Origin of the sequence: Variovorax glacialis (genome assembly GCF_051216375.1) — a bacterium.
Lineage (GTDB): Bacteria > Pseudomonadota > Gammaproteobacteria > Burkholderiales > Burkholderiaceae_C > Variovorax.
Map to the genome: position 1 here is coordinate 743,776 of NZ_JBPJZT010000001.1, position 15,622 is coordinate 759,397.

Sequence of the window (15,622 nt, forward strand, 5' to 3'; positions counted from 1 at the left end):
CATCAGAAGGAGAAGGGGCTCTGCCCAACGCGCAGTCGATGCCGGAGTTCACATGACTCCATGGCATCGACCAGCGTGGCGCTGAGCTCCTCGGGATCGAGGGTCAGCAGCTCCCTGACGCACGTGGCCTGCACTTCGGTGAAGCGCGTCGGCGTCCAGGACTCGAGCAGGCGCTCGGCGGCGTCACTGTCCCTGGTGCCTACCTTGGCGAGCAGGAAGATCAATTCCGCCTGCGCTTCCGTGAAGGTGCCCGGAATGGCCACTGGGTTGCCTTCCTGGGGACCTCATTCCCGTCCCCGGCAGTCCTCATGTTCATGCACCCATCGGGCCGCCTGCTGCTCCGCATGCCGAAGCGCCTCGGCAGCCGTCGCATATGCGTCCGTGTCTCGGGGCAATTCGATCTGCCGACCCGCGTCGCCGACGCAGATCACAACGGGCAGGAACGTTCCATTGTCATGAGGCTGTGCCCCGCAAAGGAAGGCCCTGCCTCGGTAGGCAAATGCCTGAAACTGCTTCAGCACCTCGCTTCCGTCCATGGTTTGCTGTGCCTGCGTATTCATTGTTGTCTCCTTGACTGAGCTGCACCAACTTGCGCGCGGGCGGCGGAATCTCTTGTCGGAAGATGGCGCGTGAGGGTGAGCGACGAAGGTGCACGACATTTCGAACCTCCAGGCGCATGGGTTGACGAAAAAGGATGACGAGGCGGCGCACGACCCCGTGCTAAGACCGGACTACGACATGGCTGTCGCATCGTCCTGCGGCGTTGTGGCAACCGTTGACTCCACCCACCTTCACGAGGAAAGACATGACGATCCAGATCAATGGTTCGGCGGTAGAAATTCCCGACGATCCGCGGGTTTCCCTGCTCGATTTCGTCCGCGAGCACCTGCACCTCTTCGGCGCCAAGAAGGGCTGCAACCAGGGCGCCTGCGGTGCTTGCACGGTGCTGATCGATGGCCAGCGCGTGCTCTCCTGCCTGGCCCTGGCGGTCCAGTTCGAGGGCCGCTCCGTCACCACCATCGAAGGGCTTGCGCCGCAAGGCGAACTGCACCCGCTGCAGAAGGCCTTCATCGCGCACGACGGCTTCCAGTGCGGCTACTGCACGCCGGGCCAGATCTGCTCGGCCGTGGGCATGGCCGACGAGCTGCGTCGAGGCGTCCCCAGCCACGTAACGGCCGACCTCTCGACCGACACCATCGCCCTCAGCCACGACGAACTGCGCGAACGCATGAGCGGCAACCTGTGCCGCTGCGGTGCCTACAACGGCATCGTCGCGGCGATCGCCGAGACCTGCGCGGAGACGCCGACATGACGCCCTTCACCTATGCCCGCCCGCACGATGCGAGCGATGCGCTCCGGCTGGGCAGTGCGCCCGGCGCCAAGTACCTCGGCGGCGGCACGAACCTCGTGGATCTCATGCGCGAGACCATCGAGCGGCCGACGGTTCTGGTCGACGTGACCGGCCTGTCGGACGCCATCGAGGAACGGCCCGACGGCAGCCTGCTGATCGGCGCGGCCACCCGCAACACCAGCCTCGCCGCGCACCGTGCGGTGCGGAAGCGCTATCCGATGCTCGCCCGAGCGGTCAGCGCCGGGGCTTCGGCGCAGATCCGCAACATGGCGACGGTCGGCGGCAACATCCTGCAGCGCACCCGTTGCAGCTACTTCTACGACGACGAAGGCTCGCGCTGCAACAAGCGCAGCCCCGGCCAGGGCTGCGATGCGGCCGGGGGCTTCAACCGCTCCCACGCCATCCTGGGCGCTTCGCCAGGCTGCGTTGCGACGCATCCGTCCGACATGTGCGTGGCCCTGGCGGCGCTCGGCGCGCTGGTGCACCTGCAGAACGCACGCGGAGAACGCACCCTGGCGCTCACGGACCTGCACCGCCTGCCCGGCGACCATCCTGAAATCGAGACGCTGCTCGAGCCGGGCGAACTGATCACGGCCATCGAATTGCCGGTGTTGGCCTTCGGGGCGCGCTCGACCTACCGGAAGGTGCGCGACCGCGCCAGCTATGCCTTCGCCCTGGTCTCGGTGGCGGCGGCCATCGAACTCGACGGCGGCATCGTCAAGGACGCTCGAATCGCCCTCGGCGGCGTCGCGCCCAAGCCCTGGCGCGCATGGAAAGCGGAAGACGCACTGCGGGGACAAGCGGCCACCGGGGACAACTTCCGCGCCGCCGCCGAGGCGGAGCTGGCCGGCGCGCAACCGCTGCGCGACAACGGATTCAAGGTCGAACTCGCGAAGCGGACGATCGCTGCCGTGCTCGGCGAACTGACGGAGATGAAGCCATGAGCATCGTTCAGGAAACCCTTCAGGCGGTGATGAAGAAGGCCATCGCGATCGCACCCGACAAGTGGATGCCCGGCGGCACGCCGGATCCGCTGATCGAAGACCGCGGAGGCCTGATCGGCGCGCCGATTTCGCGCCTCGACGGGCCGCTCAAGGTGCAGGGCAGGGCGCAGTTTGCCGCCGAATTCCCGATGGAGGACATGGTCTACGCCGCACTCGCGTACAGCACCGTGCCCAGGGGGCGGATCGCGACCCTCGACGCCCATGCGGCGAAGGCGGCGCCCGGCGTGGTGCTGGTGATGACCCACGAGAATGCGCCCCGCATGAAGCCCATGCCGCTCTTTCTGTCGAAGCAGAAGGCGGCCGGGGGCGACGATCTGCCAGTCATGCAGGACGACCGGATCCACTGGAACGGCCAGCCGGTCGCGATCGTGCTCGCCGAGACCCAGGCGCAAGCCGACCATGCGAAGTCGCTCATCCGCATCGGCTATGAAATCGGGCCGGCCACGACCTCGTTCGAGGCTGCCAAGGCGAACGGGACGAAGCCCGGCACCTTTCAGGGCGAGCCGCTGAAACTGGAGATCGGCGACGCCGAAGCGGCGCTGGCAGCGGCGCCGCACCGGTTCGACGCGATGTATTCCACGCCGCGCCACAACCACAACGCCATCGAACTGCACGCCGCGACCTTGGGCTGGAAGGGTGACGAGCTGATCATCCATGACGCCACGCAGGCTGTCGCCCACATGGCCTGGTCCATGGCGGAGATCTTCGGTCTCGACGAGAAGCAGGTGCACGTGACTTCTCCCTATGTGGGCGGGGGCTTCGGCAGCAAGACGCTGTGGCGCCACCAGATCCTCGCCGCGGCGGCCTCGAAGCTTGCGGGTCGGCCCGTGCGGATCATGCTGACGCGCGAAGGCGTGTACCGGGTGGTTGGCGGGCGAACGAACACCGAGCAGCGCGTGGCGATCGGCGCGCAGCCCGACGGGCGCTTCGACGCGCTGATCCACACCGGGGTGGTCGCGATGAGCGGCCACAACAACCTGCCGGAGCCCTTCGTGCTGCCGGCGCGGTCTGCCTACGCCGCCGGCAACATCAAGCTCGACGTCGAAGTGGCGACGGTCGACATGCTGGCCAACACCTTCATGCGCGCGCCCGGCGAGGCCGTCGGAACCTTCGCCTTGGAGAGCGCCATCGATGAACTGGCCGACCAGATGAAGATGGATCCGATCGAACTGCGCATCCGTAACGAGCCCGAGAAGGATCCGACCACCGGCGCGCCTTTCTCGTCGCGCCACATCGTCGAGGCCTACCGCGCCGGCGCGGAGCGATTCGGCTGGGGCCGGCGGAACGCGACCCCCGGCACGCGCCGCGAAGGCGAGTGGCTGGTCGGCATGGGTTGCGCGACGGCCACGTACCCGTACTACCGCATGCCGGGCGGGGCGGCACGCATCACCCTCCTGAAGAATGGCCACGCCACGGTCGAGATTGCAGCGCATGAAATGGGCATGGGCACCGCAACGGTGCAGACGCAGGTCACCGCCGCCCGGCTCGGCCTGCCGATCGAGCAGGTGCGTTTCTGCCACGGCGACTCCCGTTTCCCGGGGCTCGTGCTGGCCGGCGGCTCGCAGCAGACGGCCTCGATCGGCAGCGCGGTCATGGCAACGCAGCAGGCACTCTTCGCTGAACTGCTCAAGCTCGCGGGCAAGGATTCACCGCTGCATGGGCTCGGCCCCGACGACGTGGTCGGCCGCGACGGCGGCCTGGTCAAGCGGGACGATCCTGGTCGGTTCGACAGCTACACGGCCATCCTGGCGCGGGCGGGGCGCGATGAACTGGTGGTCGAGGCGAGCGCGCCGCCGCCGCTGGAGACGCAGCATTGGTCGATGCACTCGCATGGTGCGATGTTCTGCGAGGCGCGCGTGAACGCGGTGACCGGGGAAGCCCGCATCAGCCGCTTCCTCGGCTCTTTCGACTGCGGCCGCATCCTCAATGCCAAGACGGCGGCGAGCCAGTTCCGCGGCGGCATCGTCATGGGTCTGGGCCTCGCGCTGATGGAAGAGACGCAGGTCGACGAGCGCAACGGCCGCGTCATGAACCCGAGCCTCGCCGAATACCACGTACCCGTGCACATGGACGTCCCCGACATCGACGTGATGTGGACCGACATCCCCGATCCGCATTCTTCCATGGGTGCCCATGGCGTCGGTGAGATCGGCATCACCGGCGTCGGCGCGGCCGTCGCCAACGCCGTCTTCAACGCGTGCGGAAAGCGTGTCCGTGCCTTGCCCATCACCGTGGACAAGTTGATGACCTGACCGGATGTGTTGCTCGATTCCAACGAGTGACGACTGACTTCAAACCCTGTCAACCGCGGGTCGGAGGCATCGTTGTGACTTGACCATCTCTGATGGCACCATGTCGATCCCAACTCCCAAGGAAAACCAATGAGCAAACTTCTTGCGGTCCTGATTGCGGGCCTGTTCGCGGCCGGCGCCTATGCCCAGAATCCGGCGGGCACCTCCTCGGAACAGCAACCGATAACGAACAGCAAGGCGCAAAACCGCGCACAGGCCAGGGCGGATGCGCGCCCCCAAGGCAAGGTGAGGAAGCCGGCGGGCGATCAGGTCAACAGCACTGAACTCAACCCCGAGGCCGCCGGCGGCAAGGCGGCCGTGGCCGGCCAGAACAAGGCCAATTCCAAGGCCCAGGGCATGGTCAAGAAGCCCAGGGGTGACGAGGCCAACAGTGCCGAACTCAACCCCGAGGCCGCCGGTGGCAAGGCCGCCGCAGCGGGCCAGGCCAGGGTCGAGGCTCGCGACGCCAAGGCGGCGGCGAAGCAGAAGTAAGCCGACCGGACAAAAAAAGCCGGGGTGACCCGGCTTTTTCAAGACGGCGCGTCTTCAGAGCGGAAGGCGATCGCCGCGCGCGGCCCCACGGGCCTGGAGACGCATGTTGGAGCGGTCGACGCTCGATCCGACGTGCATGACACCCTGGCCGTAGCCTTCGGCGTACGGGTTGGCGCTGTGCGCGGCCGCAAAGCCTTGCGAGCGAACCGAAGCGCGGTCCATCGAACTGGCGACGCTCGTCACGCCTTGCCCGGCTGCATCGCCGAACTGGTCGCCGCTGCGTGCGGCCACAGCGCCTTCGGCGCGCACTGTCGCACGGCTCTGGGTCGATGTGACCTTGATGACGCCGTCATAAGTCTCTGCGTGGACGCCGGCGGCGGCGAGGATCGCGAGGGCAAAACCGGAGAGGAGCTTGGAAGCGGTGTTCATCGTCGGATTCCTTTAAACGATTGAAGGGGTTGGCGTGCGATGAAGTTTGCGCTTGCAGCAGGGCTCCTGGATGTGCGTTTTCGCACCTCGGCGCGCATGTCGTCGCGACATGTGGAGTCGGATGGAGATCAGGCGCGTCGGCGGTCCGGCGGGCATTCGATCTCCCCCAGCAGGCCGTGCTGCTGTGCACCATAGACGTCCCGGTCGAAGGCCGAACCGCTACCGCGCGTCCCGATGGTTCGTGGCACCGTGACCTTGATCGCGTGAGCCCGGGCGAAAGGGATGACAGTGACTTCGTCGACCTTCACGCCATAGAGCCGCGCGACGCTATCGGACGTCAGCACGCCGGCGTCGAGCACGCGCTGCCAGGTTGCTGCGTCCGCGAACATGACATCCAAGGTGATCTGGAAAGGCCCGGCGTTCTTGCTTCGCAGCACGCTGGCCAGTTGCTGGAGACTGGGCATCACACACGCTCCATGTCGATCGGGAACAGCGCGCGCTGGTCGGCCACGCGCATCAGGTGATAGACGCTGAACTCGAACACCTCGCCGGCCGCCGTGTCGGAGGGCGAGAACGGGAAGGCCAGGTTGCCCGCGGTGGTCTTGCGGCCCGGAAACGGGCAATGCAGCAGCGAGGAGCGCGCCAGCGACAGCACGTAGCTCGCCAGCGCCTGCGTCTTCGCGACCACCTCGATCAGCACGCCGACCTCGTGGAGCTCCCTGGCGCGATGCGGCTCGCGCAGGCCCAGCACCGCGTCGCGGCCGTAGACCTTGAAGTCGATGCGAAAGTCCGCGTCGGCCACCTCCGAAGGCAGGTTGCGACGCACGGCCTCGCGCACCGTGGTCTCGATGCCGTCGAGCTGGCCGATGATGTGCGTGTCGCGGATGCCCGCGAGCGTGAAGGCCCGGAAGCCCGCGCTGCGTGCGCCTTCGAGCTTGATCTGCAGCTGCGGCGTCGGCAGGAAGCGCGAGCCGCTCACGCGCACGGTTTGCGCGTCGACCTGCTCGAAGCGCGCGTCTCGCATGTCGACCCGGCCTTCGGGTTCGTGCAGCATCAGCGGATCGCCCTGCTCGTACATGGTGTGGGCGGCCGCCGACTCGGGCGTGCAGACGCGGTGGGGCGACAACGGCCTGACCAGGAAATGATCGGACCGGATCGTGCCGAGCAGGCAGTCGTTGGTGCCTTGCGGCACCGCGCATTGCGCGCCGCATTCCATGATCTTCGCCATGTGGAGCGCGAGGGCCGGATCGAAGCCGCGAGCGATCGGCAGCGCCGCATAGATCGCCGTGTCGCAGGCGCGTCCGGCCAGCACCACGTCGGCACCGCCCGCCAGCGCGTGGGCGAAGGGCTCGCAGCCCATCTGGCCGACGATGCGCACGCTGTCGCCGACGTCCGCTTCGGTCAGGGCCTGCACGCCGGGCATCGACTGGATGCCGTCGCTGCGCAGCGCATCGCGCACCGCCGACTTGTCGATCTCCGAATGAATCGTCGCCAGCTTGAAATGAAGACCTTCCTCGCGCGCAATCTCCAGCAGGATCTCGCGCACAGCCTGCAGATGGGGCTCACCACCGGCGAGCCCCGCGGAGCCGATCACCAGCGGAACATCACTGGCGCGGGATTGGCGCAGCGCGATGGACAGGTCGCGCCGGACCTGCTCGCGCCGGATCATCGATGTGCCGCTGCCAAGGTAGTAGGGGCCCGCGTCGGTCGAGCCGGCGTCGGCCCCGTACATGTGCGGCCGCGCTTCGGCGCCGCGCTCGAGGCTCTGGACTTCGAAGCCGTAGCCCAGGCAGCCGTTGAGCGCGACGATTCGCAATTCATTCATGGGCATGCGCCTCTCAGAATTCGAGCTGGATGCCGGTCTGGCGCACGAAGTCGCTCCAGAAGGGCTGCTCGGTGTGGATCAGTTCGCCGAAGGCCGAGGACGACAGCGGCATCGGATCGAGTTGCTGGTTCGCGAGCAGGGCCTTCACCTCCGGCGTCGCCAGCGCCTTCGTCGACGCGTCCGACAACGTCCCGACAATGGCCGGCGGCGTGCCCGCCGGCGCCACCAGGCCCCACCACGCGCTGAGCTGCCACTTCGGCAGGCCGACTTCGGCCGCGGTCGGCACGTCCGGCAAGGTGGCCAGGCGCTCGTGCGAGGTCACGGCCAGCGCGCGCAGGCGGCCGGCCCGGATCAGGGGCAGCGCCGCCACCAGCGTGTCGCAGCCGAACAGCAACTGCCCGCTGGCGACGTCGGTGAGCGCGGCACCGCTGCCGCGGTAGGGCACATGGACCGCCTTCACGCCCGACTGCTTCAGAAAATACTCGGCCGCCAGGTGCGTGATCGTGCCGACGCCCGCCGAGCCGAAGGAAGCGCTGCCGCGCGCCAACTGCCGGGTGAGTTCGTCGACGCTGTGCGGTGCATCCGCCGTGTCGGCCGTCACCAGAACGAAGGCAGTGCGCGCCAGGCCCGAAACCGGGACGAAGTCCTTGTCCGCGCGGTACCGCACCTTGGGGTTGAGCGCCGGATTGGTCAGCAGGGTGCTGGTCGTCGCCAGCGTTAGCGTGTAGCCGTCCGCCGGCGAGCGGGCGCCTTGCTCGGTGCCCATCACGCCGCCCACGCCGGCACGGTTGTCGACGATGAGGGGCTGTCCGAGCAGGGGCCCCATCGAGGCCGCCATGATCCGCGCCAGCGCGTCACCGCCGGTGCCGGGCGCGAAGGCCACGATGAGCTTGATCGGCTTGTCGGGGAAGCGAAGCTGCTGCGCGTTCGCCGCCGGCAGGCGCGCCACGGCCAGCGAGGCCAGTGCGGCAAGGAACAGCCGCCGCTTGAGGAAGGTCGGCGTGCTCATGGCTTGCGCAATGCCTTCAGGGCATCCCCGAGTTTCTGCGCGAGCGGCGATGCTGCGTAGGCATCGGTGACGACCTCGATGTACACGCCGGTCTCGGCATCGCCGGCCACGGCCAGCGCGTCGTCGAGTTCGCCACAGGTCGTGACACGCGCCGTCATCCAGCCATCGCAGCCAAGCGCGTGCGGCAGCTCGGTGTAGCGCCAGGGGGCGACGTCGTTGTAGGCGATGGCCGGATCCTTGTTCAGCAGCCGCTCGATCAGATAGCCCGCATTGTTCAGCACGAACACGATCGGCTTCAACCCGAGGCGGCCGAACTGGCCCAGCTCCTGCACCGTGAGCTGGTGCGAACCCTCGCCGGTCAGCAGCACCACGCGCCGATCCTGCGCGGCCACCGCGACGCCCAGCGCGGCCGGCGTCGCCCAGCCGATGGAACCCCACAACGTCTGGTTATGGAAGGTCGCGCCTGCCGGCAGATGCGCGAATCCCAGCCCCATCGAGACGGTGCCGGTCTCGGCGACCACCGTGTCGCCGGCCTGGAGGAAGTCCGCCCAGCGCGGATAGAGCGCATCGACCGTGATCGGATCGGCGCCGCGGCCCTTTCGCGCTTCCGCCGACGCGGCCTCGATGCGCCGCCAGGCACGCCTGGGCAGCCGCTCGGCCAGCGCGGCCAGCAGGTCACCCATCTCGACGTTGGCGTAGGTCTTGCCGTCGACGTGCGCGAGGTGATGGCCGATGGTGATCGTGCGCGCCGCATCCAGCCGCGCGGTGAAGGCGCCGGTGTTGAAGTCGGTCATGGGCGAGCCGACGACCAGGACCCGGTCCGCGCGCTCGACGAACTCGCGCACCTCGGGCGTCATCAGCGCGCCGTCGTACATCCCGATGTAGGCGGGCTGTCGCTCGTCGAGCACCGACTTGGCCATGAACATGGTCGCGAAGGGCAGCCCCGACCCGTCGATCAGCGCCTGCATCACGTCGCGGGCGCCGGTGCGCGCCACCAGGATGCCCGGCAGCACGCAGGCGGTCTCGGCCGCTGCCAGCGCCGCGACGATGGCGCCGGCGGCCGCCTCGAGGGCCGCAGGATCGCTGCGCGCCGCCTCGACCGGCAGCGCATGGCCGGCGACCGGCATCACCGCGAGATCGGCCGGGAACGCCATGTACACCGGCCGGCGATGATGCAATGCCTCGGCGATCAGGCGCTCCGTCTCGTGGGCCACGTTCCAGGGCGTCATCACCGCGCTGGCGCAGACCACCGGATCGCTCATGCGCCGGTAGAGGCCGTATTCGCCATTGCCCAGTGTGTGATGCATCAGCGCGCGCGCAGCCTGTGTCGGCATGCCGGGCATGCCGACCAGATGGAACACCGGCAGGTGCTCCGCGTACGCGCCGGCGATGCCGTTGATGGCGCTGAGCTCGCCGACGCCGTAGGTGGTGCTGAGCGCGCCGACCCCCTTGATCCGCGCATAGCCATCGGCTGCGTAGGCCGCATTGAGCTCGTTGCAGCAGCCCACCCATCGCAGCCGCGGGTCGTTGCAGACCGCATCGCTGACCGCAAAGGAATAGTCGCCGGGGACGCCGAAGACGGCGTCGACGCCGATGTCGTGCAGGCGGGAAAGAACATGCTCGATGACGCTTCGGGTCATGACGGCCTCCGGTTCAGGATTTGGACGGGTGGTCACAGCATCGAGGCCTGGGCCAGCGCATGGGCAAAGACGGGGAGTTCGAGGCGCTCGATGCGCGACTGCTGCTGCGCGCCGAACACGTCGCGCTCGTCGGGCGAGGCCGAGATGTTCGGCCGGTCGATCGAGATCTTGATCGCATTGCAGGTGTCGACGAAGAAGCTGCCGACGACGTGCTCGGGCGCGATGCCCAGGATCTGCGCGACGCTGCCCTTGTGGAACAGGTTCGAGTGCAGCGCGGCCTCGTAGTCAACGGCCGAGTTGAAGACGATGTCGAAGGTCAGGCGGTTGATGCCGGCGTCCTTGCTGCGGATCACCACCGCCATGTCGAGCAGGCCCCGGCTGCCGTGGGGCTCGCCGCGCGGCGGGACGTCGGCGATCAGCGACAGCGTGCGGTCGTCCACGTTGCCCTCGTAGCCGGTGATGCCGATATCGAAGTAGCGCGGCCGCTCGCTGCCCTCCCTGACCCAGTCGGCGCCCTCGGCGCGGTAGTAGGTGATCGGGAACAGCGTCTTCTTGATCACCTCCTCGTTCTGCAGCAGGTGGTAGAGCGTCCACTCGTAGGCGTCGGCGGCGTCTAGGTTCAGGTGCGACGAGGCCTTCGGCTTGGCCACCCTCGTGATCGCCTCGACCTCGGCCGCGTGACGCGCGGCGAGTTGCACCGGGTCCCGGTCGATGGTGCGCAGCAGCACCGCGGGGTGCTGCGCGTCGGCATCGATGATGCGGTAGTCGGCGTCTGCAAGCGCTTGCGGAAACTGCGCCTCGATCAACTGGATCACCGCGGCCTTGATCTTCTCGTAGTTGGCGAAGAAGACGGGGTCGCGCGTGCCGCTCGGCACGATGGCGCCATAGAGGCCGTCCTCGCGTCGGAAGCTCACCAGGTTGGGCGAAAGCGGATAGGCGATGTTGCCCGCCGTCGCCTTGCGGCCCGGATAGCCGTAGTGGATCAGGTAGTGGGTCAGCAGGCTGGCCAGCGTCTCGGCGGCCTGTGGCGTCTTGGCGCTGGTCTCGATGATGATGCCGAGCTCGCGCTCGTCACCGGCCACCGGCTGCATCTGCACGCCGTTGCGGCCATACACCAGCAGCTCGGGCGGGATCTTCGGCAGGTCGGCGGCATCGATATGGATCAGCGACACCCGTCGCTTGCCCAGCCGGCGGGCCCCTTCGAGCTTGATGCTCCACGGCCAGGGCCGGTCCGCGCGCACGAACTTGCTGTTGCGGATGCCGGTCGTGGCGGCATCGCGCGCGAAGAACTCCGTCTGGTCCATCACCAGGATGCCCTCCGGATAGAACTGCAGCTGGGGATGACTTTCCTCGTAGAGCGAATGCGCCGCGATCGAGTACGGCGTGCAGCGGCGGCCTGCTTCCGGCGCCACGAACACCGCCGAGCCATCGTCGTACACCTCGGCCACGAGGCAATCGGAAGGCGTACCCGGATCGCATGCCAGCGCACCGCACTCCAGCACATGCCCCACGTGGTAGGCGATGCCGGCATCGATGCCGCGACGGACCATGTCGGCGGCGAACAGCGCGATGTCGCAGGCGCGCCCGGCGAAGATGTACTGCGCGCCGCTCTGGAGCGCGGTGATGAGAGGGTGGATGCCCATCTGCCCCACGATGACGCTGTCGCGCAAGGCTTCCTCGCTCAGCGCGGGGCCGGCGCCGGTCGGCCGCAATGCGCCCAGGCGCAGTTCCCGGATGACCACTTCCGGGTCGAGCTCGGAGCGGATCACCGCCACCTTCGCGTCCGTGACCTTCAGCTCGGCAAAGACCTCCTTGGCCACCTCCAGCATCCAGTCGAGGTTGCGATTGCCGCCCGCCATGCCGCAGCTGCCGAGGATGACCGGGCTGCCGGTCGCGAGGCCTGCCTCCACCATGTGCCGGTAGTCGGCTTTCACCGCCTCGCGCTCGAAGTATTCCTCGCCGGTGCCGAGGTAGTACGGACCGGCATCCATCGAGCCCGCGTCCGAAATGATGGCGTCGATGCGGCCCCTCAGCGCCTGCTGCAACGATGCCCTCGGAAAGCCGTAACCCAATGCCCCGCAAGCGGAGACCACGCGATACACAAGATTCGCCACAACGCACTCCTCGGTGTTCGACGGCAGCAGATGCGCTGCGCGCCTTCGATGGGACGAACTGTGGCGGCGATCCGCGGACTTGAAAAATAGGGTCTCGCTATACGCCTATACCCGCTCGATATGGGCCGGGTGGCGGGTGCTACCCATTGCCGAAATCTCCCCGAGTGCGCAAGAATGCGCGCGCAGACACCGCGCGGGCGCGGGCTCAAAGACACGTGATTCGAAGGCCGGAACGAGGCACGCCGCCATAGGGAGGGCCGCTGTGCCGCACGAAGCCGGGCGGTTTCCATGGCGCTGCCGTGCGCCAACTGAAATGCGCACTCCTACGCGGCGACTGAAGGAATCGGGTGCGCTCTGACAACGAGGAGACAGCATGCAAGCCTTTCACGTTCGGGTCCGGCGTTGGTGCACCGCCGCTCTGATGGTCATCGCTTCATCGGCGGCGTGCGCGCAAAGCGTCGACGACCTGCAACGCGATGCGTCAACGCCCGGCGACGTACTGACCTATGGCATCGGTTGGAGCCAGCAGCGACACACCACGCTCGGCGCCATCACGCCGGCTAACGTGAAGGGCATGGTTCCCGTGTGGAACCTGAGCCTGGACAACTCCGCCAATGCGTCGAGCCAGCCGCTGATCGTCAATGGCGTGATGTACGTCGCCACGCATTCGCACACGCTCGCCGTGGACCCGGTGAGTGGCCGGCAGTTGTGGAAGGTGCCGGTCGAACTGCCGGCGGACATCAACGGCTATCTGTGCTGCGGCATCCAGAGCCGCGGGCTGGCGGTGCTGGACGGCGTGCTGTACCGCACCACGCTCGACGCCCACGTGATCGCGATGTCCATGAAAGACGGCAAGCAGATCTGGAAGGTCAAGGCGGCCGACTACAAGCAGGGCTACAGCATGACGCACGCGCCCCTCATCGCGGGCGGCGTGCTGATCACCGGGATCTCCGGCGGTGAGTACGGTACGCGCGGCTTCCTTGACGGCTGGGACTTGAAGACCGGCGAAAAGAAGTGGCACCGCTGGACCACTGCCACCGGCAGTGAACCCGGCGCCGATACCTGGAAGCCCGGCATGGCGGAGACCGGTGGCGGGCCGACCTGGCTGACCGGCACCTACGATCCGGAACTCAACCTGGTCTATTGGGGCGTAGGCAACGGTTCGCCGTGGAACGCGGCCATGCGCGGCACCGACACGCTTTACGTCGGCTCCGTGCTGGCCTTGCGACCGGCCACCGGCGACGTGGTCTGGCACTTCCAGTTCAGTCCCGGCGATCCGTACGACTACGACGGCACCAACGAACTGGTGCTGGCCGACCTGCCCGGCACCGGCAGCGGCAAGGTGCTGATGCAGGCCAACCGCAACGGCTTCTTCTATGTGCTCGACCGGACCAACGGCAAGATGCTGTCCGCACAGCAGTTCGCGCGGAAGGTGAACTGGGCGACCGGCATCGACCCGGCCACCGGCCGACCGATCGACACGCCCATGACGGCCAATGTGCGCAAGACGGCGATCGGCAGCGCGGCGGTCGAGGTCTGGCCGAGCGCCTACGGCGGCAAGAACTGGATGCCGATGAGCTACGACCCCGGCCGAAAGCTCGCCTTCTTCAATACGGTCGACCTGGGCATGAAGATCAAGTACGTCGACCAGAAGCGGCCGGGCGGGCCGAACTGGTGGCTCGGCCTCGAACTCGAAGGCTTCGTCAGCCCGGCCGATGGCAACCGCGGCGCGCTGGTCGCATGGGACCCGGTGGCGAACAAGAAGGTGTGGGAGGTGCTGCTCAAGTCGCCCAACTGGGCGGGTGTGCTGACCACCGCCAGCGGGTTGGTGTTCACCGGCACGCAGACCGGGCAGTTCAAGGCCTACGACGCCAAGGATGGCAAGGAACTGTGGAGCTTCCAGACCGGCAGCGGCATTACCGGCCTGCCGATTGCATGGGAAAAGGACGGGCGCGAATACATCACGATCATGTCCGGCGCGGCCACCGTGTACGGTGCGCTGGCCGGCGACCCCGAACTGGCGAACATTCCCGCGGGCAGTTCGCTCTGGACGTTCGCCCTGCAACGATGAGGGGACTGCCGGGGGGTCGGGTTCAGGCCGTGGTGCTCGCGGCCGCTCTGAGTGGGGCAGGCCACGCCCACGCGCAGGAGGTGCCAGTGCCGGCCACGCCAGAAGCGGGCCGCAAGGCCTACACGAGCTACTGCGTGCGCTGCCACGGCATCAACCTCGCCGTGGGCAGCAGCGCCTTCTACGACCTGCGCACCTTTCCGAAAGACGAGAAGGCTCGCTTTCTCGAATCGGTGACGCAAGGCAAGCGCGCCATGCCGGCCTGGGGTGGCACCCTGAAGCCGGGCGAGCTCGAGGCCATCTGGGTCTACATCGGCAGCGTCAACGGTTGGTAGGGCCGTCGTCGTATTCGGCCTTGACTGCTGTTCCCACGCTTCACCGGGACGGGTCGCCGCCGATGTGCGTCATGCCCGCAGGCGCGTGATCGTCGATGAAGCGGTGGATGAAGGATCCGAGCAGGTCACGCACCGCCTCGCCCGCACGGGTGAGGGGCGCGCCCTCGCCGAACGCCACATGCGCGGTCTGGAAGATCGCCGGCTCGATCGGCGTCGCGACCAGGCCCTCGGCGCCCGGCGTCGCCGACAGGTCTCCCATCGGCAGGACCGTGACACCGACGCCGGACTGCACCGTCGAAAGGATTCCGTGGAGCATGTCGGCCTCGGCGGCAAAGCCCGGCGTCAGGCCGGCGGCCGAGAACTGGCGGTCGAGCAGCGCACGGGTGCCGTTCGGCGGTCCCGGCAGCACCAGTGGCAGCGCGGCGACCTGCGCCAGCGACACCGACTTCGCAGCCCTCGGCGAACGCTTGCGGTCGATCAGGTACAGCCGCTGGCGAAACAGCGCGCTGCGCGCAAGGCCCTGCGCGGCGCTGACCTCGTCCTCGAACAGGATCGCGAGGTCCAGGGTCTGGGCCAGCATGCGCGAGCGCAAGGTGACGCTGTCGGCAGTGACCAGGCTCAGGTTCACCAGCGGCAGTGCGGTCTTGCAGGCCTTGACGAAGGGGCCCGACAGGAAGGAGGCCAGTGTCGACGACAAGCCCAGGCTGACGGAGCCCGCGACCTCGCCACCGGTGAATCGCACGAGTTCGGGCAGCTTCTCGATCTGGCGCAGGATCGACACCGCCTCGCGATAGAGCACTTCGCCAGCGGCCGTGGGGCGCACGCCGCGCGCGCTTCGATGCAAGAGACTGACGCCGAGCTCTTCCTCGAACTCGGCCATCTGCTGGCTCAGCGCCGGCTGGGCCACGAAGATCGTTGTCGCGGCCCGGGAGAAGCTCCCGGCCTCGACGATCTTCACGAAATAGCGCAGGTGACGCAGTTGAATGGCTTCGCTCCCGGGCAGTGAATGCCGGCAATGTACAACGCGAATCCACGCGTGTGGACGGCCGCCGGCTTGTCGCAGG

The 15,622-nt window shown here is 67.8% G+C and carries 15 protein-coding genes; 6 read left to right on the top strand and 9 right to left on the bottom strand.

Features of this window, described 5'->3' with window-relative positions; all coding sequences use genetic code 11:
- Positions 1-2 precede the first annotated feature (2 nt).
- Both ACSFBL_RS03710 and ACSFBL_RS03715 read right to left on the bottom strand, forming a co-directional pair.
- Entirely contained in the window at positions 3-263 is a 261-nt protein-coding gene (locus ACSFBL_RS03710) for a hypothetical protein (RefSeq protein ID WP_435514388.1), read from the bottom strand.
- Positions 264-284: 21 nt separating this feature from the next.
- Positions 285-560 carry a hypothetical protein gene (locus tag ACSFBL_RS03715; RefSeq protein WP_435514389.1) on the bottom strand — a complete coding sequence of 92 codons (276 nt, stop codon included), beginning with the start codon at positions 558-560 and terminating at the stop codon, positions 285-287.
- A gap of 245 nt (positions 561-805) precedes the next feature.
- On the opposite strand from ACSFBL_RS03715, the gene ACSFBL_RS03720 reads away from it, so the two are divergent.
- The 4 genes from ACSFBL_RS03720 (at position 806) to ACSFBL_RS03735 (ending at position 5,138) form a co-directional block, all read left to right on the top strand.
- Complete coding sequence (locus ACSFBL_RS03720; RefSeq protein WP_435514390.1) at positions 806-1,312, top strand: 2Fe-2S iron-sulfur cluster-binding protein; 507 nt, start codon at positions 806-808, stop codon at positions 1,310-1,312.
- Positions 1,309-2,295 carry an FAD binding domain-containing protein gene (locus tag ACSFBL_RS03725; protein WP_435514391.1) on the top strand — a complete coding sequence of 329 codons (987 nt, stop codon included), beginning with the start codon at positions 1,309-1,311 and terminating at the stop codon, positions 2,293-2,295. Before ACSFBL_RS03720 ends, ACSFBL_RS03725 begins: the two co-directional genes overlap by 4 nt.
- Positions 2,292-4,607, top strand: a complete 2,316-nt coding sequence (locus ACSFBL_RS03730) for a xanthine dehydrogenase family protein molybdopterin-binding subunit (protein WP_435514392.1) — start codon at positions 2,292-2,294, stop codon at positions 4,605-4,607. Before ACSFBL_RS03725 ends, ACSFBL_RS03730 begins: the two co-directional genes overlap by 4 nt.
- Before the next feature lie 129 nt (positions 4,608-4,736).
- Positions 4,737-5,138: a hypothetical protein gene (locus ACSFBL_RS03735; protein ID WP_435514393.1), complete on the top strand. Its 402-nt coding sequence runs from the start codon at positions 4,737-4,739 to the stop codon at positions 5,136-5,138.
- A 54-nt stretch (positions 5,139-5,192) separates the two neighbouring features.
- On the opposite strand, the gene ACSFBL_RS03740 is transcribed toward ACSFBL_RS03735, so the two are convergent.
- The 6 genes from ACSFBL_RS03740 to ACSFBL_RS03765 form a co-directional block, all read right to left on the bottom strand.
- A complete protein-coding gene (locus ACSFBL_RS03740) occupies positions 5,193-5,567 on the bottom strand; it encodes a helicase SNF2 (protein WP_435514394.1) in 375 nt (124 codons plus the stop codon).
- A 128-nt stretch (positions 5,568-5,695) separates the two neighbouring features.
- Complete coding sequence (locus ACSFBL_RS03745; RefSeq protein WP_435514395.1) at positions 5,696-6,031, bottom strand: DUF4387 domain-containing protein; 336 nt, start codon at positions 6,029-6,031, stop codon at positions 5,696-5,698.
- Positions 6,031-7,392 (bottom strand): acyclic terpene utilization AtuA family protein, encoded by a 1,362-nt coding sequence (locus ACSFBL_RS03750; protein WP_435514396.1) that lies wholly within the window; start codon positions 7,390-7,392, stop codon positions 6,031-6,033. Before ACSFBL_RS03750 ends, ACSFBL_RS03745 begins: the two co-directional genes overlap by 1 nt.
- A gap of 13 nt (positions 7,393-7,405) precedes the next feature.
- Entirely contained in the window at positions 7,406-8,401 is a 996-nt protein-coding gene (locus ACSFBL_RS03755; RefSeq protein WP_435514397.1) for a Bug family tripartite tricarboxylate transporter substrate binding protein, read from the bottom strand.
- Positions 8,398-10,041, bottom strand: coding sequence for an alpha-keto acid decarboxylase family protein (locus ACSFBL_RS03760; protein ID WP_435514398.1), 1,644 nt, complete (start codon positions 10,039-10,041; stop codon positions 8,398-8,400). The genes ACSFBL_RS03755 and ACSFBL_RS03760 overlap by 4 nt, the downstream gene beginning before the upstream one ends.
- Positions 10,042-10,073: 32 nt before the next feature.
- Positions 10,074-12,155 carry a DUF4387 family protein gene (locus ACSFBL_RS03765; RefSeq protein ID WP_435514399.1) on the bottom strand — a complete coding sequence of 694 codons (2,082 nt, stop codon included), beginning with the start codon at positions 12,153-12,155 and terminating at the stop codon, positions 10,074-10,076.
- A 373-nt stretch (positions 12,156-12,528) separates the two neighbouring features.
- Between ACSFBL_RS03765 and ACSFBL_RS03770 the strand changes: the two genes are divergently transcribed.
- Together ACSFBL_RS03770 and ACSFBL_RS03775 are read left to right on the top strand one after the other, a co-directional pair.
- On the top strand, positions 12,529-14,226 hold the full coding sequence (locus tag ACSFBL_RS03770; RefSeq protein WP_435514400.1) for a PQQ-dependent dehydrogenase, methanol/ethanol family: 1,698 nt from the start codon (positions 12,529-12,531) through the stop codon (positions 14,224-14,226).
- An 86-nt stretch (positions 14,227-14,312) separates the two neighbouring features.
- Positions 14,313-14,558 (top strand): c-type cytochrome, encoded by a 246-nt coding sequence (locus ACSFBL_RS03775; RefSeq protein ID WP_435514401.1) that lies wholly within the window; start codon positions 14,313-14,315, stop codon positions 14,556-14,558.
- 40 nt (positions 14,559-14,598) lie between these two features.
- Here the strand turns inward: ACSFBL_RS03775 and ACSFBL_RS03780 are convergent, their stop codons facing one another.
- Complete coding sequence (locus ACSFBL_RS03780) at positions 14,599-15,621, bottom strand: LysR substrate-binding domain-containing protein (RefSeq protein WP_435514529.1); 1,023 nt, start codon at positions 15,619-15,621, stop codon at positions 14,599-14,601.
- Between the last annotated feature and the right edge of the window lies 1 nt (position 15,622).